Origin of the sequence: Tautonia plasticadhaerens (genome assembly GCF_007752535.1) — a bacterium.
In the GTDB taxonomy this organism is placed as follows: domain Bacteria; phylum Planctomycetota; class Planctomycetia; order Isosphaerales; family Isosphaeraceae; genus Tautonia; species Tautonia plasticadhaerens.
In genome coordinates this window covers 5026683-5050880 of the sequence record NZ_CP036426.1, presented here as the reverse complement: position 1 = coordinate 5050880, position 24198 = coordinate 5026683, and the positions used below count along the sequence as shown (strand labels likewise).

At 70.2% G+C, this 24198-nt stretch carries 17 protein-coding genes; 3 read left to right on the top strand and 14 right to left on the bottom strand.

The window, feature by feature from the left end; genetic code table 11:
• Positions 1–18 precede the first annotated feature (18 nt).
• The 12 genes from ElP_RS20165 to ElP_RS38385 form a co-directional block, all read right to left on the bottom strand.
• Positions 19–1002 carry a DUF1552 domain-containing protein gene (locus ElP_RS20165; RefSeq protein WP_197446202.1) on the bottom strand — a complete coding sequence of 328 codons (984 nt, stop codon included), beginning with the start codon at positions 1000–1002 and terminating at the stop codon, positions 19–21.
• 12 nt (positions 1003–1014) lie between these two features.
• Positions 1015–3765: a DUF1592 domain-containing protein gene (locus ElP_RS20160; RefSeq protein ID WP_145272326.1), complete on the bottom strand. Its 2751-nt coding sequence runs from the start codon at positions 3763–3765 to the stop codon at positions 1015–1017.
• A gap of 204 nt (positions 3766–3969) precedes the next feature.
• The gene (locus ElP_RS20155; RefSeq protein ID WP_145272325.1) at positions 3970–5166 is read right to left on the bottom strand and encodes an alpha/beta hydrolase; all 1197 of its coding nucleotides are present in this window, start codon (positions 5164–5166) and stop codon (positions 3970–3972) included.
• A 99-nt stretch (positions 5167–5265) separates the two neighbouring features.
• A complete protein-coding gene (gene tnpC, locus ElP_RS20150; protein WP_145272323.1) occupies positions 5266–6690 on the bottom strand; it encodes an IS66 family transposase in 1425 nt (474 codons plus the stop codon).
• Positions 6691–6940: 250 nt separating this feature from the next.
• Positions 6941–8341, bottom strand: coding sequence for a dipeptidase (locus ElP_RS20145; RefSeq protein ID WP_145272321.1), 1401 nt, complete (start codon positions 8339–8341; stop codon positions 6941–6943).
• Positions 8342–8378: 37 nt separating this feature from the next.
• Positions 8379–8777 carry a hypothetical protein gene (locus tag ElP_RS20140; protein ID WP_145272319.1) on the bottom strand — a complete coding sequence of 133 codons (399 nt, stop codon included), beginning with the start codon at positions 8775–8777 and terminating at the stop codon, positions 8379–8381.
• Between the two features lie 122 nt (positions 8778–8899).
• Entirely contained in the window at positions 8900–10057 is a 1158-nt protein-coding gene (locus tag ElP_RS20135; RefSeq protein ID WP_145272317.1) for a hypothetical protein, read from the bottom strand.
• A 48-nt stretch (positions 10058–10105) separates the two neighbouring features.
• Entirely contained in the window at positions 10106–12976 is a 2871-nt protein-coding gene (locus ElP_RS20130; RefSeq protein ID WP_145272315.1) for a carboxypeptidase-like regulatory domain-containing protein, read from the bottom strand.
• A gap of 783 nt (positions 12977–13759) precedes the next feature.
• A complete protein-coding gene (locus ElP_RS20125; RefSeq protein ID WP_145272313.1) occupies positions 13760–14320 on the bottom strand; it encodes a hypothetical protein in 561 nt (186 codons plus the stop codon).
• A gap of 4 nt (positions 14321–14324) precedes the next feature.
• The gene (locus tag ElP_RS20120; RefSeq protein ID WP_197446201.1) at positions 14325–15671 is read right to left on the bottom strand and encodes a hypothetical protein; all 1347 of its coding nucleotides are present in this window, start codon (positions 15669–15671) and stop codon (positions 14325–14327) included.
• A gap of 26 nt (positions 15672–15697) precedes the next feature.
• Positions 15698–16531 (bottom strand): hypothetical protein, encoded by an 834-nt coding sequence (locus ElP_RS20115; RefSeq protein WP_145272311.1) that lies wholly within the window; start codon positions 16529–16531, stop codon positions 15698–15700.
• 42 nt (positions 16532–16573) lie between these two features.
• Positions 16574–17497 (bottom strand): hypothetical protein, encoded by a 924-nt coding sequence (locus ElP_RS38385; RefSeq protein WP_197446200.1) that lies wholly within the window; start codon positions 17495–17497, stop codon positions 16574–16576.
• A 420-nt stretch (positions 17498–17917) separates the two neighbouring features.
• Here ElP_RS38385 and ElP_RS20095 point away from each other — a divergent pair, with 420 nt between their 5' ends.
• The 3 genes from ElP_RS20095 (at position 17918) to ElP_RS20085 (ending at position 20814) form a co-directional block, all read left to right on the top strand.
• Entirely contained in the window at positions 17918–18424 is a 507-nt protein-coding gene (locus tag ElP_RS20095) for a response regulator transcription factor (RefSeq protein WP_145272305.1), read from the top strand.
• A gap of 344 nt (positions 18425–18768) precedes the next feature.
• Positions 18769–19901 (top strand): IS630 family transposase gene (locus tag ElP_RS20090; RefSeq protein ID WP_145268065.1). Its coding sequence is split into 2 segments (ribosomal slippage): positions 18769–19207 and positions 19207–19901, totalling 1134 coding nucleotides; the frame shifts between segments, so codons are not numbered across the junction.
• A gap of 106 nt (positions 19902–20007) precedes the next feature.
• Positions 20008–20814, top strand: coding sequence for an IS5 family transposase (locus ElP_RS20085; protein WP_145272303.1), 807 nt, complete (start codon positions 20008–20010; stop codon positions 20812–20814).
• A gap of 821 nt (positions 20815–21635) precedes the next feature.
• Here the strand turns inward: ElP_RS20085 and istB are convergent.
• A complete protein-coding gene (istB, locus tag ElP_RS20080; protein WP_145272301.1) occupies positions 21636–22430 on the bottom strand; it encodes an IS21-like element helper ATPase IstB in 795 nt (264 codons plus the stop codon).
• Entirely contained in the window at positions 22427–23932 is a 1506-nt protein-coding gene (gene istA, locus ElP_RS20075; protein WP_145272299.1) for an IS21 family transposase, read from the bottom strand. Before istA ends, istB begins: the two co-directional genes overlap by 4 nt.
• Positions 23933–24198 lie beyond the last annotated feature (266 nt).

Here is a 24198-nt window from a genome sequence, read left to right as displayed (position 1 = left end):
CTTGAGCTGTGACAGCTTCTAGTCGGCCATCCCGTGATGTGAGAGGTTGTGGTAGCTGTCGGTGATCGTGGCGCCGTCGATCTGCACGACCGGCGTGCCGACGCTGTTGAGCATCAGGGTGATCGCCCGGGTCGAGTCGGTCTCGAAGGCCAGGCGCGCGAGGTCGTACATGACCTGCACCCGGGCCATGTACTGCGCCGGGCTGGCCGGGTCGATCGGGGGGGGGATGTCGACCTTCGGCTTCGACCGGTCGGCCCAGCCGCGCGACTCCTGGAGCCGGTGCTCCAGGTCGCGCACGCCGGACTCGTACTGGTCGAGGCGCGCCCGGTCGCGCGCGCCGAGGTCCCGCCGGAGGTCCCTGGCCTGCTCGGCGACGACGTCGAGGATGCTCCGCCCCGTGTCGATCTCGCGGATCTGCCGCTCGACCTCGGCGGGCGTCCCCTGCAGGAAGAGCTGCCGGAACACCTCCGACGCCCGGCCCTCCGGCGGGATCGCCACGCCGGCGCGGGTCCACGAGAGGCTGCGGCCGCCGTTGACGGCCAGGGTGAGCGAGGGGAACCGCGTGAGCGTCCCGATCCGCTCGGCCACGACCTGATCGAGCGAGATCGAGTTGCGGAACGAGCTGCTGGCCGGGTGCGGGGCCGCGGTCAGGAAGCTGACGTCCGACGGGTGCCCGCCGTCGACGAACGGGTGCGACACGCCGCTGAGCACGGTGAAGTCGGCGCGGTGCTCGTCGAGGAGCTTCAGATACGGCGTCGGGGTGTAGCCCGCGCCCTCATCCTCGGGGAAGAACGGCCCAGGCAGGACGCCGAGGTTGTTGCAGATGCAGAACATCCGCCGCGGCTCCGGGCCGTGGGCCGCCCGCGCGAACGGTGCGGCCATCGATTCCAGGAGGGGCAGCGCCATCGCCACGGCCGCGCCGCGGAGGAACCGCCGGCGCGGGATCGGCCGCCGCAGCGACGCGAAGGGGGCCCGGAGTCTCGACCCGGATTGCGGTCTCATGGCCTGCCTTCCCTACTTGTTGCGGAAGAGGTCGCTCTGCACGATCGCGTGGACGATGCTGCGCACGCCGTAACGGCCGGGCTCCGCCGCGTCGAGGATCCGCTCGATCTCCTCGCGATCGGAGAACCGAACCGGGGCGCCGGTGGCAAAGATCGTCAGTTGCCGGGCCAGGTTCCTCGCGATCGGCCTCTCATCCTCGACGAGCAGCGCCTTGAACTCACGCACGTCCCGGAACGGGCGGCCGTCGGGGAGCGTGCCGGCCGAGTCGACCGGCAGGGCGTCATGGAACGCGAAGGCCTGCCCGTTCAAGCCGAAGCCCCGGACCGGGGGCGCGTCGGCGGACACCGCCCGATACCGCTCGCGATAGCCGCCCATCACGTCGAAGCTCTCCAACGCGAAGCCCGGCGGGTCCATCGTGCGATGGCAGGAGGCGCAGCTCACGTTGGCGCGGTGCTTCTCCAACTGCTGGCGGATCGTCACGGCGCCGCGGATGTCGGGCTCGACGGCCTTGACCGTCGGCGGCGGGGGCGGCGTCTCCAGGCCCAGGATCCGCTCGGTGATCCAGTGCCCGCGCAGCACCGGCGAGGTCGTCGTGCCGTTGGCCGTCACCTTCAGGACGCTGGCCTGGGTCATCACGCCCCCGCGGCGGCTGTCGGCCGGCAGCGTCACCCTGCGGAACCGGACGCCGGAGACGTCCTGGATGCCGTAATGCTCGGCGAGCCGCTCGTTGAGGATGGTGAACTCCGAATCGACGACGTTGCGCGACGGCAGGTCGGCGCGCAGCAGCTCGGCGAAGAAGAGCCGCGTCTCCTCGACCGCGGCCAGCTTCAGCGGGTCGTCGAGCTCGTAATCGTTGTAGAGCGTCGTCGACGGCGCCGTGTCGTCGATCTTGCGGAGGTCGAGCCAGGAATCGGTGAACGCATCGACGAATCGCCGTGATTTCGGGTAGTCGAGCAGCCGCTCGACCTGGGCGCGGAGGACCTCGGGCCCGCCCAGCTCGCCGCGGTCGGCCAGCTCTCGGAGCGTCTCGTCGGGGGTCGAATTCCAGAGGAACAGCGACAGCCGCGTGGCCAGGGCGTGGTCGTCGAGCCGGCCCGGCGCCTCGTCGACGAACACGAAGCCCGGCGACGCCAGGGCGGCCGTGTAGGCCGAGAGCAGGGACCGGCCGAAGCCGGAGCCCTGTCCGAACTGGTCGTCGAAGAGCCGCAGGAGTCGCTGGACGTCGGCCTGGGCGACCGGCCGGCGATACGCCCGCGCCAGGAACGCCCGCAGGAGCCGCTCGGCGTCCTCCCGGGGCGCATCGGACCGGACCTCATGGAGCACCTCGCGCGTCGCGGCGCGGCCGAAACCCGGCGGCCCGCGTCGCTCGCCGGCCGACGTGTCCGCGACGAGCTCCAGCGGGACTCCCACCCGCGGGTCCTCCGTGGGCATCAGCGGCAGCCGGCCGAACAGCAGTTCATAGCCCGATCCGCCGGTTGGGTCGTCGTTCAGCGGGCCGTCAACCTCGACCCACTGGATGGCGTAGCCGGGCATGCCGTCCTCGGTCGCGAGGGGGTTGACGTACTGCTCGTCGGTGCCGCTGACCCTCGTGCGGAAGAGCCGGGAGCCGTCGGTCCGCAGGGACTCGCCCGGCCGCAGGAAGACCTCGATCTCGCCGACCGTCGGCTCCGGCGTGAAGTCGACGGCCCCGACCGGGCGGGTCTGGCCACCCCCCTGCGCGTACACGGCGATCGGCTCGTCGCGCCGGCCGGGGTAGACCTCGTCCAGGTTCGGGCGGTGCCACAGGAGAGTGTGATACACCGGCGCCTTCTCGTCCCCCTGGCCCTCGAAGAACCAGCGCGCCACCCCGCCCCCGGCGACCCAGATCGTGTAGCCGGCGACCCGGACCCGGTAGCGCCCCGCGGCCGGCGCCCGCCAGCCGTTCCACCCGTAGCCGCCGGCGTCGCTGAAGCTGCTCGAGACCTTGCCGACCGCCTCGCGGTCGCGCGTCTCCGGGCTGGTCGCCGGGGCGCGGTCGGCGCGGACGTCCGGTTGGGCGTGGGCGTCGAGCACGGGGAACGACAGCCGGTCGGGCAGGGTCCCGTTCTCGCGGGGCCACCAGTTGCGCAGGCTCCGCTCGTCGCGGGCGTACAGCCTGAGGGTCGCCCTCGCCGCCGGTTCGACGTGCCTCGCCATCGCCAGCCGCATCGCGTAGTCGGCCGAGTCCATGAACCGCGTGACCTGGAGGTACGAGACGTCGAGCGCCTCGCCGCTCTTGTTGAAGTGATGGGCCTCGCCGTCCTCGGGCAGCCGGTCGGCGACCTGGGCCCAGGGGACCCCGAGGAGGTCGCGCAGGGCATTCTCATATTCGTGGCGATTCAGCCGGCGCCGGACCGCCCGGCCCTCGCCGGCCAGGGCCGCCCGCTCCGCGGCGACGATCGACCGCGCCAGGCCCTCGACGAAGGCCTCCCGCCGGGCGGGGTCGGGCCGCTCCTCGCCCCGTGGCGGCATCTCGCCGGCCTTCACGCGGTCGTGGACCCTGATCCAGACGGCGAGGTTGGCGGGATCGTCCGGCTCGAAGGCCAGCGCCGTCAGGTCGAGCCGGTCCTCGTCGATCGCGCCGTCGTGGCAACGCCAGCAATGGTCCATGACGAAGTCGTCGTCGGGGGCGGCCGAGTCGGCCGCCCCCGACGACCGGCCCCCGAGCAGGATCAGCGCCGCGACCCCGAGGCGTCGGAGGAGGGACGGGCCTCGGCCATCCCGGAGGGATCGGTGACGCAACATCGCTCGCTCCTGGTCGGGTGGCGTCGGCGAACCGGCGCGGGCCGGAAGTGCCGCTAAGCACCTGGCCTCGGTTGTCCTTCAACTCTCGGGTGAGCAGCCGTCGCGGACGAGCGGCCGGATTAGCCGTCTTTCCGGCTGTCGACCGGCCCATGAGGCCACTGAACCCTCGAATCGTGGGTATGAAGTGTAACCCCGTCCACGTGCTTAGTCCCGGAACAGCAGCGGCGCGAACCGGTAGAGGCTCCGCCGCCAGGTCTGCCACTCGTGGGCCGTGTTGGGCGATTCGTAGTAGGTGTTCACGATGCCGGCCGCTTCCAGGGCCTCGTGGTTCGCCTTCGCGGCGGCGGTGTTCTCCCTGCTGCCGTAGCTGACGAACAGCACCTCGACCTTCTCCTTGAAGGCCTCCGGGTCGGCCAGCGCCGGATCGTCCGCCGCGATGCTGCCGCCGCTGAAGAGCCCGATGTGCGAGAACGTGTCGAGGTTGGCCAGGGTGATCTGCCGGGTCTGCGCCCCGCCCATCGACAGCCCCGCCATGGCCCGATGCGGCTGGTCGGCGATCGTGCGAAAGTGGGCGTCGATGAAGGGGATCAGCTCGTCGGTCATGATCTTCGCGAAGCCGGAGAAGTCGAACCTCGGGCGCCCGGGGGGCCGGCCGCCGGCGCCGCCGGGGGCGGGGGGGGCGCCACGCCGGGGCCCGCCGGCGAAGTTGTTGCCGCCGTTGTCCATCACGATGATGAACGGCTTCGACTCGCCCGCCGCGATCAGGTTGTCCATGATCAGGTTCGCGCGTCCCTGATTCCCCCACCCGGTCTCGTCCTCGAACGCGCCGTGCTGGAGATACAACACCGGGTACCGCTTACTGGTGTCCTCGTCATAGCCGGGAGGCGTGTAGACGAAGCAGCGGCGCGTGGCGTCGGTGCTCTCGGAGTGGTAGAGGACCTCGCGGAGCTGGCCGTGCGGGACGTCCTCGACGGCATAGAAGTCCTGGTCCTCGGCGGGGATCTCGATGGCGCTGCCCCAGCGGCCGGCCCCGTAGAAGGGCTTGCTGCCGGGGTCCGGGACGTCGGCGCCGTCGATGTTGATCCGGTAGTAGTGGAACCCCTCGTCCAGGGGGCGCGTGGTGCCGACCCAGGCGCCGTCCTCGCCCTTGGTCAGGTCGATCCCGCCCCACTCGGGCACCCGCACGCTCCGGGCCTCGGGGGCGACGATGCGGAATCGGGCGCGGCCCTCGGAGTTGACCTGGGGATACTCCTTGCCGCCCTGGTTGGAGGACGCCGGCTTGAAGGCCTCCACGGCCGGCGCGGGCTCGGCCGGGGCGTCCTGAGCCGGGGCGGATTGCGCCAGGGCGATCTGGCCGACCAGCGGGAGAAGCCATGCGAACCCCGTCGACGCTGCTCTCATGACGGCGCTCCTCGGTCCTGGTATCAAGGTCGATCCAACAGTAGCCGTTCACGCCCCCAATGCCGGCCTTGGCTCGCTGAGCGGCAACTCGTCGTCCCGTCAGGCCGGCGCAATGGGTGGGGCAGCCGGGATGAGCGACGGGACTGTACCGCCGTCGAGATGCGCCCGGTAGGCTCGGGTGAGGTAGTCCTGCACATTCATTCCCTGCTGGCGGCAGGTCGCCAACACCGAGAGCATCCGCTCCACGAACCGGCTCCCCGACTCGCTGTCGGTCCCGCCGCTGAGCTTGCGGTAGATCACCCCGTGCCGCAGTGCACGCTCGGCGTGGTTGTTCGTCGGCTCGATCCCCTCGACTCGCACGAACGTCCAGAGGTGCGTCTCGCCGGCCAGCAACTCCCGGCACGTCGCCGCCGTCTGAGCGCAGCCGCACCCCAGCCCCCGACGCAGGTCGTCCCGCAGGCAGTCCCGCAGCCACGAGACATAGAGCCGGAAGCTCGACCGGGCCAGCGTCCCGTCCCGCACCCGATGCCACCACCGAAACAGGGCGTCGGAGCGGTCGAGCAACCGCCGGCCGACCTCGCCCGCCTCGCCGCCCCGGTCGATCATCGCCTGGAAATCCCGGCGGAGGTGGGCCCAGCAGAACTGGCGACGCTTGACCCAGGCGTAGCTCTTGAACCGATCGCTGATGACCACCTTGCGGCGATCGGTCCCCAGCATGGCCTTGGCGACCGCAGCCCCCCGGGACTTGGCGATGGTGAAGCCCGTCGCCCCTTTGGTGATGGCCGCCCACAGCCACATCTTGTCCCGGCCCTGCCACCACGAGGTCTCGTCGATGTGGGCCGAGGCGGCGGCGCGGTCATGCTCTCGGAGCCCCTCGACCGGGGCTTCCAACTCGGCGGCCCACTGCCGCTCCAGGCGGCAGATCACCCCGGCGGAGATCGACAGGCCGAGCAGGTCGCAGGCGAGTTGCCGGATCGGGCGCTTGCCGAGGCGGTAGGCCCCCGCCAGGACGCTCAGGGCGGCCCGCAACCGTGGCCTGAACGCCCCGATGGGCACACCCGGAGGCAGCTTCGCACAGGTGGTGGTGCGACAGCGGGGGCACTTCAGGCGATGGAGCCGGTACTCATCGACCACGGGCTGGATCGGCGGCACCTCGGCGACCTGATGCCGGATCGGTTCGGGGTCGTCGCCGGCGAGGGCGTCGCCGCACCGGCGGCAGGACGGCGGCCTGCATTCGACGACCTGCCGGAGTCGCTCGGGCGGGACCAGGGGGCGGACGTGTCGGCGGTGGCCGGGCTGCCCACCCCGCTTCCTGCCCGAGTGAGGGGCCGGCGGACGCCGCCGCTTGAGTGACGGGGGATCGGAGGAGGGCGGCCTGGAGGAGTTGGTGGAGTTCCTGCCCAGCCGCTGCTCCAGCTCGGCGAGCCACCGCTCGTAGGAATCGACCAATGCCGAGACGGCCGCCCGTGCCTCGGCCGGCAAGCCATCCCAGAGCGGTTGGTCGATCGGCGGCTGATCCTTCATGCCGCCGTTCTACCGCCATCACGCAACAGACGCAACAATGGGCCGTGAACGGCTACGCATGACGAATTCGGCCTCATCCGCTTTAGCGACCGTCCTCGAAGCTTTCCGTGGGCTAACGCATGAGTTCTTGTCTGAGAGCCGGATGCGGGAAACCCGCCCGTCCGGTTCGATGAGCGGGGAGTGGAAACGGAGCATCAGCCACCGCGCCACTCCTAGACTCTACAGCTTAATTTGCCAATATGATACAATTTTAATGTATTTCGTTATATGACAGCGACACGGGGACCTCGGCTAGGAAATGGATACAGGTCGCGATCGCGCGGCCGAAGGTGGGGAGATGGAGCTTTTCGTCGGGCGCATGCATCCGGTCGTCGGGCAGCGCGAATCCCATCAGAATGCACGGGGTGCAGAGGATGGACTGGAGCGCATCGACCACGGGAATCGTCCCCCCGGAGCGGAGGAGCACAGGCACAGTCCCGAACCCGCGACGATAGGCGATTGCAGCGGCCTGAAAGCCGGGATGGCGGTGGACGAGGTGCACGGGCCGGGCCCGTTGGAGCGTTCGGACGGCGACCCGGACTGTCGGCGGAGCCAGGCGAGCGATATGGCGGCGGACGAGCCGCGAGATTTCGCCCGGGTCCTGGTCGGGGACTAGGCGGATGCCGACCTTGGCGACGGCCGAGGCCGGAATAACGGCCTTCCCGCCGGGGCCCTGGTAGCCGCCGGACAGGCCGTTGATCGTCAACGCGGGCCTGATGGTCGTCCGCTCGTGGAGCGAATAGCCGGGCTCTCCCCAGGGACGATCGACCCCGGCGTCGCGGAGGATGCGGGCGTCGCTCGGGCCGCGACGGGCCATGAAGGACCGCTCGTCTGGGCCGACGGGGCGGACGCGGTCGTAGAAGCCGGGGACCGCGACGCGGCCGTCGGGGTGGTGCAGGCGGGCGAGGATCTCGCAGAGGGCCTGGAGCGGGTTGTGCACAGCGCCGCCGAAGGCGCCGGAGTGCAGGTCGCGACGCGGCCCGCGGACTTCCAGCTCCAGGCCGAGCGAGCCGCGCAGCGAATAGGTCATCGCCGGCCGGTCTGGCCCGAGCATCCGGGTGTCGGAGATCACGGCGAGGTCGGACGCCAGGGCGCGGCGGTGCCGCGCCAACCAGGGGACGAGGTTGGGGCTGCCGATCTCCTCCTCGCCGTCGAAGAGGCAGCGGATGTTGACCGGCGGTGTGCCGCGGGTGCGGAGGAAGGACTCCAGGGCCTTGACGTGCGCGAACAGCGGCCCCTTGTCGTCGCTCGCCCCCCGGCCGAAGAGATCGTCGCCGCGCACGGTCGGCTCGAAGGGGGGCGTCCGCCAGGCGTCCGGGGGATCGGCGGGCTGGACGTCGTAATGGCCGTAGATCAGGACGGTCGGCCGGCCCGGGGCGCCGAGCCAGTCGGCGTAGACGATCGGGTTCCGCGGCGTGGCGATGACCCGGACGCGCGGCATCCCGATCCGGCGGAGGTCCCGGGCCAGCCAGTCGGCACACCGCCGCACGTCGGCGGCGTGGCGGGGATCGGCGCTGACGGACGGGATGCGGACGAAGTCCTTCAACTGGGCGACGAAGCCAGGCCGAGCGGCCTTCGCGTAGGCCAGGGCACGGGCCACGGCGTCATCCATCCGACGGCTCCGGGTCGACGGCTCGGCGCGGTCGGGATCAATAGAACGCCGAGGTGAGCTCCCATTCCCGCTGCTGCGGGAGGAGGCGGCGATTGTTCTCGATCGCCCTCCGCTCGATGATCCGACGTGTCCTGGGCGTGCTCCGGGGCATCAGCCCGTAGCGGAACGTGTAAGGTGCCGGCGTGATCCGCAGGTGAGTCAGGCAGAGGAGGTGCTGTAGGAGTCGGCGGCGGATATCGGCCGTCTCGCCCTGGTAGACGAGAATCCCGGCGCGGTAGATGCGATACACCCCTCGCGCGGCGGGGGCCTGGCTCGCCCGGGTCAATGGGAGCGGTCCCCGGTAGGGCGGCGCGAGCGGCGTGCGAATGAACGCCTCGCCGGCCCGGGCCAGGAGCCGATCGAGTTCCGCATCCAGCCTCCGATCGGCGATCGACATGTCCCACCCCCTTCCGTAACCATCAGCAGGCTTGAACGCGTCGGGAAGCCCCGGGCGGGCGGGGTTCGATCGGGCCGTCGTCCCGGGGGCCGTCCCGGCGCCGATTCGATGCCCGTCGCCCCTCACATCTCGAACTCGAACTCGCGTTCGGCCCGGAGGGTCGCCCGATCGGGGACGGTCCGAACCGCGCCGGATGCCGGGCGGCCGAAGGGGGCCACCCGGTCGGTGGTGACGCGGCGGGCGAGGCCGAGGGCCTGGGCGCTGGTGAGCCATTCCTCGGCGTACTCGGCGACTTGGAGGAGCAGGGCCTCGAACTGGGCGCGGGCCGACTGGAGGATGTGCGGCTGGGCGAGCCAGCGGAGGATCTCCCGGCCGGCGACGGCCATCCGCTGGCGGGGCGAGGTGACCAGGCGTTCGTTGAAGTAGCGGACGAGCACCTCCTCGACCACGTCCCAGGCGTTGTCGGCGCCGAAGAGGCGCTTGACGTCGTCGGAGCCGAGGATCCGGAACGCCTCGTCGAGCAGCTGCATGACCTCGACGCGGAGGACGTTGAGGTTGCCGTAGGAGGTGAACTTCAGGTTGTTGCGCAGATCCAGCCCGGCGCGGCGGACGATCGAGACGCTGCCGAAGCTCGGGTCGTAGGCGCGCTCGCGGATCACGTCCGAGATGCGCTTGTCGCGCCAGTAGAGGACGATCTGGTTGACGAAGTGGCTGAACATCGTATGGAACTCGGCGTTGGGCCGCGCCCCGGCGGGGACCGCGGCCGAGCCGTAGCCGAGGACGCGGCGGTAGGCGCCCAGCCGCTCGCGTCGGGTGAATCTCAGGACCTCGCGGCGGTCGAACTGGTACAGCGCGAAGGCCCCGGGCCCCGCCGAGAGCCGGACGGCGCCGGCGCGGAAGAGTTCCTTGAGCTTCTGGACGACGCGGAAGACCCCGATCCGCTCATGTTGATACAAATAATACAGGTCGCCGACGGCGATCAGCCGTTCGGAGGTGACGGTCTCGTCGTAGGCCTTGACGCCGGGCGGGAGCCGAGTCTGGCCGAGCTCGGCGGCCGCATCGGGGCCGATGCCGGCGAGCTGGGCGAGGCCCTTGTCCGGCGGTGGCGGCTCCTTGGCGTCGGCCTCCTCGACCGATCGGAGCATGGCGTCGATCTGCTGGACCAGGGCGTCGCCGAGGCCCGGGTTCTGCACGAGGTCGCCCGCGAGCTGGCCCGCCACCGCCTGCCGCAGCGCCGCGATGCGGTCGTAGAGATCCTGATAGTCGCGTTCGGTCGCCATCTCTGAGGCTCCTCGCATCCGGGGAGGTCACGGGGTCGGTGCGGGCCCCTAGCTCTGCGACGGGATGGTATGGTTCAGCGGTTCGGCCAGCCGGTGCAGCTCGTTGAGGTGCAGCGCCAGCTCCTTGATCGCACGCTTGACCCGCGTGGTCGAGTAGCCCCGCGGCAGGGCCTGCTCGTTCGCCGGGGAGAGGGCGCCGAAGGCCAGGTTCCTGAGCGTCTCGACGATCGGCAGGAAGGCGTTCCTGACGGCGAACTTGCCGCCGTCCTGAATGTACCGCGGCCCCTCGTGGGCCGCGAAGTCGGCGACCCACCGCAGCAGATCCTCCAGGATCATCGCGCGGGTGCCGATCACGGCCGCGGTCGGGCCGCCGGGCGGCGAGACGGTGGAGGGGAAGGCGATCTCGAGCGTCTGCCGCTCGGCCGGGCCGATGAAGACGCTGTCGAAGGTCGACCGCAGCTCCTCGACCGACTCGGCGACCACCGAGAGCGACCGCGACAGCAGCACCAGCTGCGTGCCGAAGAACGGCTGTGCCTCGCCCGAGCGGTCGAAGTAGGACCGGTTGATCGTCCAGCTCTGCCGCAAGCCGGTCAGGTAGTCGACCATGATGAAGTAATTCGTGACGTTCCGCTCCTCCTCGACGGTGTTGACCAGCTCGTCCTTCAGGCCGAGCTCGTCGCGGATGACCTGCATCAGGCCGCCGACCTCGGACGGGTCGGTGATCCTGTCTTCGATGCCGAGCAGGGTCCGGAAGATCTGGTCGACGCGGGGGACGCGCGGGCCTCCCGGCTGGCCGAGCTCGGAGATGAGGGCGGAGGCCTGGATCTCGACGGCCGATCGCAGCGCCTCGACATCCTCGTCGTCGGCGTTCAGCCGGAGGGGATTGAGGCCCTTGAGCAGCGGCAGGAATTTGTCCAGGGCGTCCTTGGCGCGGATGTGCAGGCTGGCCTGCGGGCCGGCGATGCCGCCCGACAGGTCGGTGTGGACGGCGTAGGTCCGCGGGGTCCACTTGCAGACGCTCGTCCCGTCCTCCTCGACGCAGGTGAAGGACTGCTTCAGGGCGCCGGTGAAGCCCTTCGGGTCGTCGGGGCGCGGCTGCCAGCCGAGGACCTGGCGGATCGTGTCGCCGACCAGCCGGCTCATCGGCGCCATCGGGGCCCCGGCCGAGGATGCCGTCGAACCCGAGGGCATCGCCGCGTGGCGGATCCCGTCGATCTGGAGCGGGAAGGTGGTGATGTCGGCGACGTTGCCGGCCAGCTCGCCGTGGCCCCGGCCCGGGGGCGGTTCGTCGCCCGGGGGGCGGTACGAGCGGGCCTTGAGGCGGACGAAGGCATCCGACCGGACCTTGACGGGGGTCCTGGTCGCGACCTCGCCCGAGCCCCGGAAGCGGGGCGTGACGAGGTAGTCGCCCGATCGCGGCGCGACCCAGACGAACTTGCCGTGCTCGTCGCAGAAGACCCGATCCAGCTCGTTCCGGCCGGACTGGTCGAAGATGAGCACCTCGGCGTAGGGGATCGCGCGGTCCTGCTCGTCAACGATGTCGCCGATGATGCGGGGCAGGTCCCGCTTGAAGCGGAAGTCCGGGCCGTGGGCCGTCCGGGAGGCCGCCACGCGGAGGGTTCGCCGATGCGAGTGCCCGCCGCTGCCGTCCGACCCGTCCCGCCCGGTGCCGTTGCCGGAATGGCTGGCCGATTCGGCCGCCTCGTCCCGCTCGACCAGGATCCAGGTGGCATCGCGGAGTTCGAGTTTCGAGTCCCTCGGGTCGACCTCGACCGGGCCCGGGGGCACCCCCTCGAAGACGTAAAGGCCGTCGGGCCCGCTCACGGCATCGAACCTGGCCCCGTCCTCCGCGATGAGGACGAGCGGGACGCCTTCCAGGCCACCCTCGTCGCCGTGAACGACACCTTGTACGCGGCCGAGGAGGGGCCCGAACAGGAACTCGACGACGGCCGAGTCGTCGACGCTCGCCAGGACCGTCTGGCGCCTGCCGGCCGGATCGGAGGGGGCGATCGGCCTCCCCTTGTGCTCCGGGGGCCAGGAGACGGCCTCGATCGTATAGGAGGTCTCGTCGAGGTCATCGAAGACGACCGGCCCGCCCCCGGACGTGCCGGTCCGGAGCCATCCCTTCTTCCCCCCGCCCTCGGCCCCGGCGGCGACCAGGGCGAACTCTACCTTGGAGACGCGGGATTTCGACTGGCCCGAACCGGCCGGTGGGTCGTAGAACGCATCGACGCGGATCCTGGCCGTCGCCGGGGCGTAGGCGAACTCGACGTAGGACGTCTGCCCCGGCTTCGGCATGACCCGAACTTCCGACGGGCCGCTGAGGCGGTACACGCGCCCCTGGATCCGTTGCGTCTGCTTGAGCTTGAGGATTGTCGCTTCGGTCGAATTGAGCGAGAACTGGACCCGACCGTCCTCATCGGTGGGGTTGCAGTCGATCCTCCTCCCGCACTGATCGACGTCGATCCTGGCCTTGTGGATGGGCCATCGGCATTCCGAGTTGGCTTCGCGGCCGGTGGTGAGATAGACGCGGACCTCGACGGGCGAGGGTTCGGGCACCAGCCCGATCCGCACCAGCGTCTCCCGACCCGTCGCGACCAGGACCGCCTCCCCGGGGTGGATTTGTTGGTCGTCCTTGCCCTCGGAAGCGAAATAGGTGGTCTTCTGGGGGTCGTAGCCGGCCGTCGGCCGCGCGGACACCGTGTAGCAGCCCTGAATCAGGTCCCATGTGGAGCCGTTCAAGTCGATCATCTGAGAGTCGGAGGCGCCCGTGTCGACCTGAACGAAGTCGACCGTGACGCCGCCCAGGGACGGATATTGCGGCAGGAAGGGGCCCTTGCCCTCGGCGTCGGGGTAGGCGAACACCTCCACCCGGAGCCGCCCCGAGCATCGTTCCGCGATCGGCTCGTCGACGGTCACGGGCGGCCCATAAATCGGCTCGCAGGGGGCGCAGGGGTCCCGCGTCGGTCGCGATCTCGGGGCGCCCCTGGACTTTCGGGACTTCCGGGCGATCGGCTCGACCTCGTCGCACGGTCGTTGTTCGGAGGTGTCAACTTCCTGATCGAAGGAGAATGATCGCAGATCCTCTGCCTGGAGCACGGGATGCAGACGGGGCGATTCCCGGACCTCGTCCGCTTGAAGTTCCTCGCGTCCTCCGGCGAACGGGCCGGATTCGTCCGACGTAGGCCACGCCGGTCCCGGCGAGAGTGCCCCGGCCCCCTCCTGCGTCCCGAACCCCTCGAAATACGCCCAGGCCGGGCGATTCACCCCGCCGGGCACATCGTCCTCGTCCGGTTGCATTGCGTGTTCGAGGTCCTCCCCCGGAGGCGATCCGGCCTGCAACCGATCCCCGAAACTCCCGGCCATCAACTCATGCTGCGGCTCGGTGAACGATGTGTCGGGGACCTCCTCCCCGGGCTGCGTCTCGGACCCGAACTCGCCGTGCTCCATCGGCTGCACGCGGACGTCGTCGTCCGCACTGCCCTCGAATGGCGGGGCGGCCTCGCCGGCTCCGTTCGTGGGGTCTTGGGGAGCCTGGCCTTCGAGCGTCGGGGTGGAGTCGTCGATCGGGCCCGGCTCGGGTGGACGATCCTCGGGCCGATCCTGCGGGTCGTGATTCGCCATGGTGCCGCCCTCATCTTGCGGATGCTGCTCGTGCGACGACCGGGCCGGGCCGATCGAACTGCCGATCTTCTCGCGGGTTCATGGGGTGCGTCGCCCGAGGATCGGCTCGTCGTCGATCCGGGGCGGCCCGCTGCTGATGCCGATGGCGTGGACGGTGATGGGGGGCGGGGTCGCCCGCTCGGCCAGCTCCTGCCAGCAGGAGCAGAGCGCCTGATTCAGGTCGCCCAGCGGAGGCGGGCAGGCGTCGAGCGCCTCGCGGACGCTGCCGGACCAGGCCCGCCACTCCCCCTTGCGGCGCCGTCCCAGGCGGATTAGCTCGGAGAGGCGGTCGTAGGAGCCCAGCTCGGCCGAGTAGCCGAGGGAGGCGGCGATCGTGCGCTCGTGGCAGGTCGCCAGCGCCCGCCGGGCGAGGGCCAGGTCGCGGGCCAGGGCGGCGGCCCGGTACGCCTCGACGGCCGCCCCGTGCGCCTGCTCCAGGTCGCCGACGAGCCCCTCGGCCGCGTCTCCCAGCCAGTCCGCCAGCAGCGCCCCGTCCCGGAGGGGGCGGTCCTCGACCACCGTCAGGCGCAGGGCCTGTGCGGCGTCGAGGCAGCGTCGGGTCCGCTCGCAGAGATCCTGGAAGGCCGATTCCAACGCCACCGGCTCACCTCCTGGTCAGCTCCTTGTAGAAGTTCTCGGTGATCAGGCTTGGCCGAGCCAGCCGGCGATCGAGCGCCACGCGGGCCGCGCCGATCAGGAACCGCTCGGGGACGACCCCGGGGTCGGTGCCGGCCGCCAGCCGCCCGGCGGCCTCCTCGATCATTTGCTGCTCCTTCGCCTCGAAGCGGATCACGGCGGCCAGGCTCTTGCCGCCCAGCGACGGGTACGGCCGGTAGCAGACTGTGTCGACCACCAGGGCGTTGACCTCGGCGAAGGAACTCAGCAGCGCCCGGGGGAGGCCGCCGGCACTCGGGTTGGGGTAGATCCGCATCCAGGCGCGGCGGTAGCCGCGGGCCTCGTCGACGAACCCCATCCGGAGGAGCAATTCGGTGCTGATCAGGGCCCGGAGGTAGGGCGTCGGGTGCGGCCCCCGGGGGTTGAAGCCCAGCACGGCGGCGGGCGACCGGCCGATGACGTCCAGCAGGGAGCCGACGACGGCCGGGCCTCCCAGGAGCAGGCCGGCGAGGTCGGCGAAGATCTCGCGGTTCCAGCGGGTCCAGGTCGCGGCGACCATCGGCCCGCAGCCGGCGTCCATCAGCCGACGGGCGAGGGCCCGGGGGATGGCCTCGGCCAGGCCCAGGTCGTTCTGGAGGTTGTGGCTGACCTCGTGCAGCACCGCGCCGAGCGTCCAGGGGTTGACGAGCCGGTGGTAGGGCAGCTGCACCAGCGGGAACGGGTTGAGCTGCTTGCCCAGGCGCCGGAGCGGGATGCCGCGGCGGAAGGTCGCGGGCGAGAAGCCGGTCCTCATGTACGAGAAGGGCGGCGGCGCGGGGATCGACCGCGCCGTGCCGAGGCCCAGGTACGAATAGCGGTAGCAATCCAGGGCGATCCGGTCGCAGCCGAGCAGCCAGGGGCCGTATTGCGACTGCCGCTGGCCGAACAGCTCGAAGTAGAAGTCCCAGATGCGTTCGGTGGAGCGGACGCGGTCGTGGGCCCGCTCCTTGAGGATCACGAGCCGCCGGAGTCGGGCCGGGGTCGGGTCGCGGCCGGCGTCGCTGGCGGCCTGGGCCACCCCCCGGGAGAGCCGCTTGAGCCCGGCGCGGAGCGAGGAGATCAGGCCGTTGGCGGCCTCCAGGTGCGGATCGGACGGCGCCGACGGCGCGGTGCCGAATTCGCCGGTGCGGAAGGGCCGCAGGGCGGCGGTGTGCCGGGCGATATTGACGGCCTGGGCCCGTAGCCAGGGGCGGAGCACCGCGGGGGCTCGGCCCGTCGCAACGGTCGTCGGCTGATCCGGTCGCGGGGTGCGCTTGGCCTTGCCGTTCGGCTCGGGGAGACCGGTCTCGATGTCCATCGGCACGTCCCTCCCTCCGTCTGCCCTCAACGCGGGTAGAGCAGGCGGCCGCCCGCGGGCAGGCCGGGGCCGGGCGTCCCCGTGGCCCGGTGATAGCGATGGTCCAGGGCACGCGATCGCCGATACGCCTGGGCGCATTGCGACGGGCTGGACAGGACCCGGGCCGTCTGCTGCGCCAGCGTCCGGACGGCGGCCCGGGGCGGCACCGGCCGGCCCTGCGCGGCCTGCTGGGCGATGCTGGCGGTCGTCCGGCGGACGATCGTCGGCAGGGCGCGGACCAGCGGCCGGGTCGCCGGATTGCTCCGGAGCGTCCGGGCGGCGCCGGCCACGCCGCGGATCAGGCCCGGGGCGGCCCGGATGATCGTGGGCGCCACCCTCGGGATGAGCTGCGCGGCCAGCGGGATCAGGGCGCCGAGGAACGCCTCGGCCTCGGCCTTTGACTCGGCCTCGGTGGCCGCGTGCCCCAGGTGCTCCATCAGGGCGTCGGGGTAGACGCGGCGGACCGGGTTGAGGAGGGCCTCGGATTCCCACTCGCCCTCGAACTCCCGCTGGGGGACCAGGCCGGCGAGCTGGCCGCCCAGGCTGGCCCCGATGCGGGCGCCCGCGGATTGGTCGCCGAGCAGCCCGCCGACGTAGCCGCCGACGGCCGGCAATCCCCGGCGCAGGGCCGTCCGGGCGGCGGTCAGGCCGATCCGCCGCAGGGTCGGCGACTGCGCCGCCTGGCGGGCCAGGCCCATCAGGCGACCGAAGAACTCCTCGGTCTCCGACTCGCCGAAGCCCTCGAACTCGAACTCGGCCTCCCCTTCCTGGAGGGCCTCCCATTCGGTCTCGAACTCGAATTCCGCTGCGGGCCGATACATGCTCGATCCTCCTTCGCCTCCCGGCGCTGGTCGGTCGCGGGTTCAGCTCGGGCGTCGGCGGACGGGGCGCGTCGCGGCCCGGGTGGCGGTGACGTTGCGCTGCAGGGCGGTGGCGCAGGTCCGGGGGCTGGCCAGGACGCGGCGGGTCTGGGATGCCATGGCGCGGGCCGCCGTGCGCCGGGTGACCGGCTGGCCGGAAGCGGCGCGGCGTCGGAGGACGGTGGCCGTGCGGCGGACGATCGTCGGCACGACGCGGACGGCCGGTCGCGTGAGCTGGCGGCGGCGGAGCAGCCGCGTCAGGATCGCCGTGCCGCGAACCAGGTGCGGTAGGACCCGGCGCAGGGCGGCCCGATCGGCCGGCGAGAGGGTCGCGATGGTCGCCGCGCCGATCATCGCCTCGGCCTCGGCCTCGGTCGGGACTCGGGAGGCCGCCGCCGCCATGTATTCGGCCGACGCCTGCTGGAGCGTCCTCGGCGCGGAGGCCGTCGCCGCTTCTTCCTCGAACTCGCCCTCGAACTCGCCCTCGAACTCGCCCTCGAACTCGCCCTCGAACTCGCCCTCGAACTCGAATTCCTCCTCACCCAGCGCCTGAGAGGCGACGCGGCCGATCATGCCGCCGAGCGGCCCCCCGACCGCCGTCCCGACGATCGGCGCCGCGACCCGGGCCATGGATCGGAGCACGGGGGCCGCCCGCCGGATGAAGCCGCCGATGCCCCGGGCGATCCGTCGGAAGAACTGCTCGCCCTCGAACTCGCCCTCGAACTCCCCTTCGAACTCCCCTTCGAACTCGCCCTCGAACTCGCTTTCGAACTCGCCCTCGAACTCGCCCTCGCCCTGTCCGAGCATGCCGCCGATGCCCCGGGCGGCCGTACCGAGGAACTGCTCGCCCTCGAACTCGCCCTCGAACTCGCCCTCGAATTCCCCTTCGAGTTCCCATTCCGGCTCGCCGTCGCGTTGCGTCCTCATGGCAGCCCCCCTCGGGTTTGCGGGTGGTCGGCCGCTCGCCGACCCCGGCGACTTTCCCCTCGCGGCCCGGACGTCCCCGACGGGATGTGCGAGGCACCGGGACGGACTCCTGGTCCGATCCCAAAGATAACGGCCCGCCCGGACCGGTGAAGTCGCACCTTCCGGCTCCCCCGTCCCGGGTCACTCGAACGAGTGTGACCCGATCGTGCGACAGGGGCATTGCCCGGCGTCGCTATAATCGCCGAGACTGGCCCTACACTTCACGGCAATCTATGGGATGAATGGCCTGCATTTTCTTGCATCGCTCCCGGGCGTCCGTCATGATCGGGAAGCGCCGGGTTCAAGAATGCGTCCTGAAAGGGGGATGTAGCATACGTCCGTGGGTAGATTCTCATCCACCATTGTCGGGAAGGGAAAACGATGGCCCGCGCGGCACTCAAAGGCGATCCGGTCGGTGCGAAGTCGCGGGATGGACGCGTCGGATCGTCCCCGGCGACCGAGGGGACCAACGCCGACGATGAGCTAGTGTCCTTGATAGTCAAGGAGCTGATCGGCCGATCGGCGGACCGGCGACCCGAGGCGACCCTGCGCCACCTCGACGGCGAACTGCTGGTCGTCCTGCTGGACGTCGAAGTCAACGGCGTCCGCTGCCTGCTCGTGCAGGCCCCGCCCGAACCCCCGCGGGCGGTGTTGGTCTTGAGCCCGCGCGAGTGCGAGATCGCGCGGATGGTGGCCAAGGGATATCCCAATAAGACCATCGCCGCTGTACTTGAAATTAGTTCGTGGACCGTCGGCACTCACCTGCGGCGGATCTTTGCCAAGCTTGGTGTCTGCTCCCGAGCGGCCATGGTGGCGCGACTTGCCGAGGAAGGCCTGATACGGGAGTCGGCCGCGCACGTCGAAGGTTTCTCCCCCCGCTGGGGTTGATCAGCCACGCTGGTGCCGGATCCCGGCGAGGTGAGATCAAGCTTCCAGTCGACGCCCCCGGCAACGCTTCGCCCCGCTCCCAAATGTTGTGGAGGAACGCGGAGGAACCGAGATCCATCGGCAAGTGCCTCCAGGAGAAGCCCCGGTGGGGATGCAGCCGGCGTTCATCGAGCCGGCCCGTTTTCCTTGCTATAGACTCCGAAGATTGCCGGTCTCGAAAACCGGTGTCGCAGTTGCGCGCGTCGGTGTGGTCGACGAATGGCACTAGTGGTCGGCCACTGACGACTTGAGGGATGGGCTGCAATCGGTTCTCCTGGAGCCCTAACCGCTTCAGGAGCATCGACATGAAGAAGTACATCGTGACGCTCACCGCCGACGAACGCCAGGCCCTCCTCGATCTCATCTCCGCCGGCAAGGCCTCCGCTCTGAAACTGGCCCATGCCCGCATCCTCCTCAAGGCTGATGCCGCCGAGGGCGGGCCCGCCTGGCCCGACGACCGCATCGCCGAGGCCGTCGAGGTCTCTGTCGCCACCATCGAGCGGGTCCGCCAGCGGTTCGTCGAGCAGGGCCTGGAGGCCGCCCTGGTCCGCAAGACGCAGGCCCGTCCCAGCCGCCAGCGGGCCCTCGACGGCCGGGCCGAGGCGAAGTTGATCGCCCTGGCCTGCTCGGAGCCCCCCGACGGCCGCAAGGCCTGGACGATGCGATTGCTGGCCGACAAGCTCGTCGAGTTGGAGATCGTCCCCTCGATCTCCGACGAGACGGTGCGCCGCTCTTTGAAAAAAGCGAACTGAGGCCGCATCTGAAGCAGCAGTGGTGCATCCCGCCGGAGGCGAACGCCGAGTTCGTGGCGGCGATGGAGGACGTGCTGGAGGTCTACCACCGGCCCTACGACGAGACGCGACCGCTGGTCTGCCTCGACGAGGCGAGCAAGCAACTGATCGGCGAGACGGTCGTGCCGATCCCGGCAGCGCCAGGGCGGCTCGAGCGGTTCGATCACGAATACGTCCGCAACGGGACGGCCAACCTGTTCATGGTGACGATGCCGCTGCTGGGGTGGCGTGCGGTCCACGTCACCGAGCGTCGGACGGCGTTGGACTTCGCCGAGGTGGTGCGTTGGCTGGTGGAGGAGGTGCACGAGGAGGCGGAGAAGGTCGTGCTGGTGATGGACAACCTGAACACGCACAAGATCGCCTCGCTGTACGAGGCGTTCCCGCCGGAGCGGGCCCGTCGGATCGCCGGGAAGTTGGAGATCCACCACACGCCGAAGCACGGGAGTTGGCTGAACATGGCGGAGATCGAGCTGTCGGTGCTGGCGAGGCAGTGCCTGGACCGGCGGATCGGGTCGAGCGAGGAACTGAAGCGGGAGGTCGCGGCGTGGGAGGAGGACCGCAACGAGCGGATGGTGGGCATTCGGTGGCAGTTCACCACGGCGGATGCCCGGATCAAACTGCACCGACTATACCCGGCAACTCAATAGCGGACGACCACTAGCCTTCCTGGTGCATTAGAAGCCCTGACAAAACCGTGTGGCATGGAGTTTGCGCCCTGGTGCTGTTTTCCTCCGAACCGAAGGAGACACCACCATGGCGAGCGCCCACATGCCGGACGAGTTCTTCGATCTGGTTGCCCACCACCTGCCGCCGGAACCGGCCATCGGCCCCTACGGCGGGCGTCCGCCGATCGGGCACCGGGTCGCCCTGCGTGTCATCTGGTTCGTCCTGGCCACCGGCAATCGCTGGGAGGATGTCCCGCAGGAACTCGGCTGCTCAGGTCGCACCGCCCATCGCCGGCTGCGGGCCTGGGAGGAGGCCGGCATCTGGGACCGCCTCCATGCCGACCTGCTGAGGCTGCTCCGCAAGGCTGGCAAGCTGGAGACCGACACGGTGGTCGTCGACGGCGTGACGGTGCGGGCCTTCGGCGGCGGCGAGGCGACCGGCCCGAGCCCCGTCGACCGCAGCAGGAAGGGCACGAAGCACACGGTGATGGTCAGTCGCACCGGAGTGCCGCTGGCGATCCGCACCGCCGGGGCCAACGAGAGCGACCACCGCCAGATCATCCCGCTGGTGCTCGACTTCCCGAGCGTCGCCGGCAAACCGGGCAGGCCGAAGCAGTTGCCGGATGACCTGTATGCCGACCGGGGCTACGACAGCGAGGGGACGAGGGCGTTACTGCGTTGGATGGGCATCGAGCCGCACATCGCCAAGCGTCGGACACCGCACGGCAGCGGGCTGGGCAAGGTCCGCTGGGTGGTGGAGCGGACGATCGGCTGGATCAAGGGCCTGCGGCGGATGCGGGTGCGGTACGACCGGCTGGGGGTGATCCAGGACACCTGGACGACCCTGGCGGCCTGTGTCATCTGCTTCCGTATCCTCCACCAGGATGTGATGTGATTCACCCGGTTTTGTCAGGGCTTCTAATGTGGCATTTGGTATATGGCTCGTCCTAGGCAAACCATCCGAACGCGAGTTTGCCTCGGTGCTGGCCCTGATGGCCTATTCCGGTGTCCTCATGCTCGGCCTGGGGCTCTATAGCGACTGGCATAATCGCAAACAGGTATTTCCGAAAGACTTGGCGAGTGATTCCGCCACCCTCGCCCCCGAAGTTCGGGATACGCCCCAGTCCACGCCGGAACTGTTATAATATATGAAAATAATAAAAAAAAGGATGATAAGTAATTTCGCGATTGTCTTGGTGGCCATCGTGCTCCCGACGATCGCGATCCTCGGGTGGATCGGCGGCGCGAGATATTTCCCGGCCAGGGTCCTCCTGGAGGAGGAGGTGTTTGAGATCCTCAGGGAGAGGTACGAAAACCCGCTGTTGCTGTGCAATTACGCCTGCGTCGTCGTAGCCGTGGCCTTGGGGGTGATCTGGTATCTAGGCCTGGAGGCGTTCATCAGCTTCAGGCTGGAACGTCTGGGAGAGTCGGTCTTCGAGCTCCGGCCGGGAAGTGACATGCTGATCCTCGCGAGCTTACTCTCTGCCATCGCGGTGGCGGCATTCCTTGTGGATGATGGGTTCTCGTTGTGGGCCGGCAACGCCCGTCGGGAATTCCAAATGTACGCCAGCGAGCGTTTCGAGCGAGAATGGGGCGTAGACGCCAGATTTGCGTTACCATGCATGTTGATATTCTTCATTTTGTACGGTTTTGTGAACGGCGATCGGAAAACGTGGCGCGGGGCGGCTGAAAAACGTGGCGCCCGGTCAGTCCAGGCTACTTCCCTCCCGAGGCGGCGTCGACCACTTCACCGCTGCGACGGCGACGGGCGGCACGTAGCCGGTAGCTCTCCCCGCCCGTCTCCAGGATCGTGCACCGGTGCGTCAGCCGGTCCAGCGTCGCCCCCGTCAGCCGCTCGCTCATGAGCACCTCCGTCCACTGCTCGAACGGCAGGTTCGACGTCACCACCACGCTACTCCGCTCGTACGCCCGGCTGATCACGTCGAAGAGCAGCTCGGCGCCGGCCTTGCTCGCCGGCACGTACCCCAGCTCGTCGAGGATCAGCAGGTCCAGCTTCGCCAGCTGCGCCTTCAGCCGACCCAGCTGCCGATCCTCCCGGGCCTCCAGCAACTGCGTGACCAGCTCGGTGACCCGGTAGAACCGCACCCGCTTGCCCCGGCCGCACGCCTCGACGCCCAGGGCCGTCGCCAGGTGCGTCTTCCCCGTGCCCGGGCCGCCGACCAGCAGGACGTTCTCCCGCCGCTCGACGTACTCGCACCGCAGCAGCTCCAGCACCTGCGGCTTGTTGACCCGGGGGGCCGCCGCGAAGTCGAACGACTCGAGCGCCTTGATCGAGGGGAATCGCGCCGCCTTGAGCCGCCGCTCGGCCGACCTCCGCTCCCGCTCGATCAGCTCCAACTCGCACAATTGCAGCAGGAAGCCGAGGTGGTCGACATTCTCGGCGGCGCAGCGCCGGGCCACCTTCTCGCACTCGGCGTGCATCGTCGGCAGCTTCAGCGCCTTGAGGTGGTGCCCCAGCAGGACCGTGCTCTTGGCCTCGATCTTCTTCATGGCCGCACCTCCGCCGTCAGGCGCCGGTAGGCGTCCAGGTCGGGGACCGGCACGCTGACCAGCTTCAGGTGCGGTCGGCCGTCGAGGCAGAACAGGCCCACCGGCCGCTCGCGGCGGTGCTCGAGGATCAGCCGCACGGCATCGGCGTCGGCGGTGCCCAGCTCCAGGGCCGCCTCCACGGCCCGGGTCAGCTCCCGGAGGCTGGCGTGCTCCAGCAGCCGGAGGACCTTGATGAACTGCCGCGTCCCCGGTCCGCCGAACTCGGCCTCCAGCCGGCGACGCAGCACGCCGAAGCACACGGGCAGCTCCCAGCCCGCCAGCGGCGCCGCGAAGTCGAAGGCCCCCGGCTTGCGCTCCAGCAGCGCCAGGTAGTGGACCGGCTCGTAGAAGACGCCCTCGCGGCCCCAGCTCCGGCGGTGAGTCGCCACCACGCGGTCGCCGACGACGATGCGAACGAGGTCGACCGTCCCGATGGCCGTGACCTGGCGATAGGCGAGCTGCGTCGGCACCGAGTAGTCGTTGGCGTCGAAGCGGACCAGCGACAGCGAGTCGGCAAAGGGCTGCTCGACCCGTGCCGCGACGAACGCCTCGGCCGGCTGTGGCAGCATCGCCGCGCGCTCCTCGGCCAGCAACTCGGCCTTGGACGCCGGCTTGCCCCGCAGCCTGCGTGTGAGATCGGAGCGGCAGTCGGCCTCGAGCCGGGCGTTGAGCCCCTCCAGGCCGTCATGCAGCACCGGGATAAGCACGAGGAAGTTGCGGCGGGCGAATCCGACGAGCGTCTCGACGTGCCCCTTCTCGTTGGGACGCCGCACCAGGCAGAAGTGGGACTCGAACAGATAATGGCTCTTGAGCCGGAGGAACTCGCCGGTGACCCGGCGGTCGCGGCTGCCGGTGATCCTGGCGACGGCGATCTTCGAGTTGTCGTAGCTGATGCGACGCGGGACGCCGCCGAGGGCCGAGAAGGCGCGGACGTGGCCCTCCAGGAAGGCCTCGGTGCACTCCCTCGGGAAGGCCCGGCAGTAGATCGCGTCGGAGTACGGCAGGGTCAGGACGAAGACCGCCACCTTGGTGGGCCGGCCGTCGAGCGTGACCTCGGCCTCGCCGAAGTCGACCTGGGCCTCGCCGGGCGGATGGGTCAGCGGGACGAAGACCTCGGTGTGACTGCGTCGCCAGGCCCGCACGGCGTCCTTGATGCCGGTCAGGCCGCCGGTATAGCCGTGCTCGTCACGCAGCCGCTCGAAGAGCCGCTTGGCGGTGTGCCGCTGCTTCCTGGGGGCCTTCTTGTCGTCCTGGAGGATCTGGTGCAGGACGCCCAGGAAGGGGTCGAGCTTGGGCCGGGGCCGGGGCGAGGCCCGGCGATAGCCCGGCGGCTCGGGATGGCGGAGGATCTTCTGGAGCGTGTCCCAGTGGATGTCGTACTGGCGGCAAGCGGCCCGCTTGCCCAGGCCGTCGACGAGGACGCGACGGCGGATCTCGGCCCAGTTCTCCATGTCGGTGAACACCCAAGGACCTCGCGGTGCCGAGTCAGGGAGGGGGTGGAGCCACCCTCAAGCCTGGCCCGGTCTCCGTGAGGGGAACCATGGGCGCTACGTTTTTTTGACCGCCCGCCGGTCACCGCCCCGCGCCACGTTTTTCGGCCGCCGTTCACATCGAGGCGCGGGAGAGTGCGGCGAGTGCGGGCAAGAGGCCTGCGGACGCGAGAAACACCCGACGCTCTCGATGGCCATCGGGTCGCTCGTGAATCTGCATCGAACGGCCTCCGTCGCCA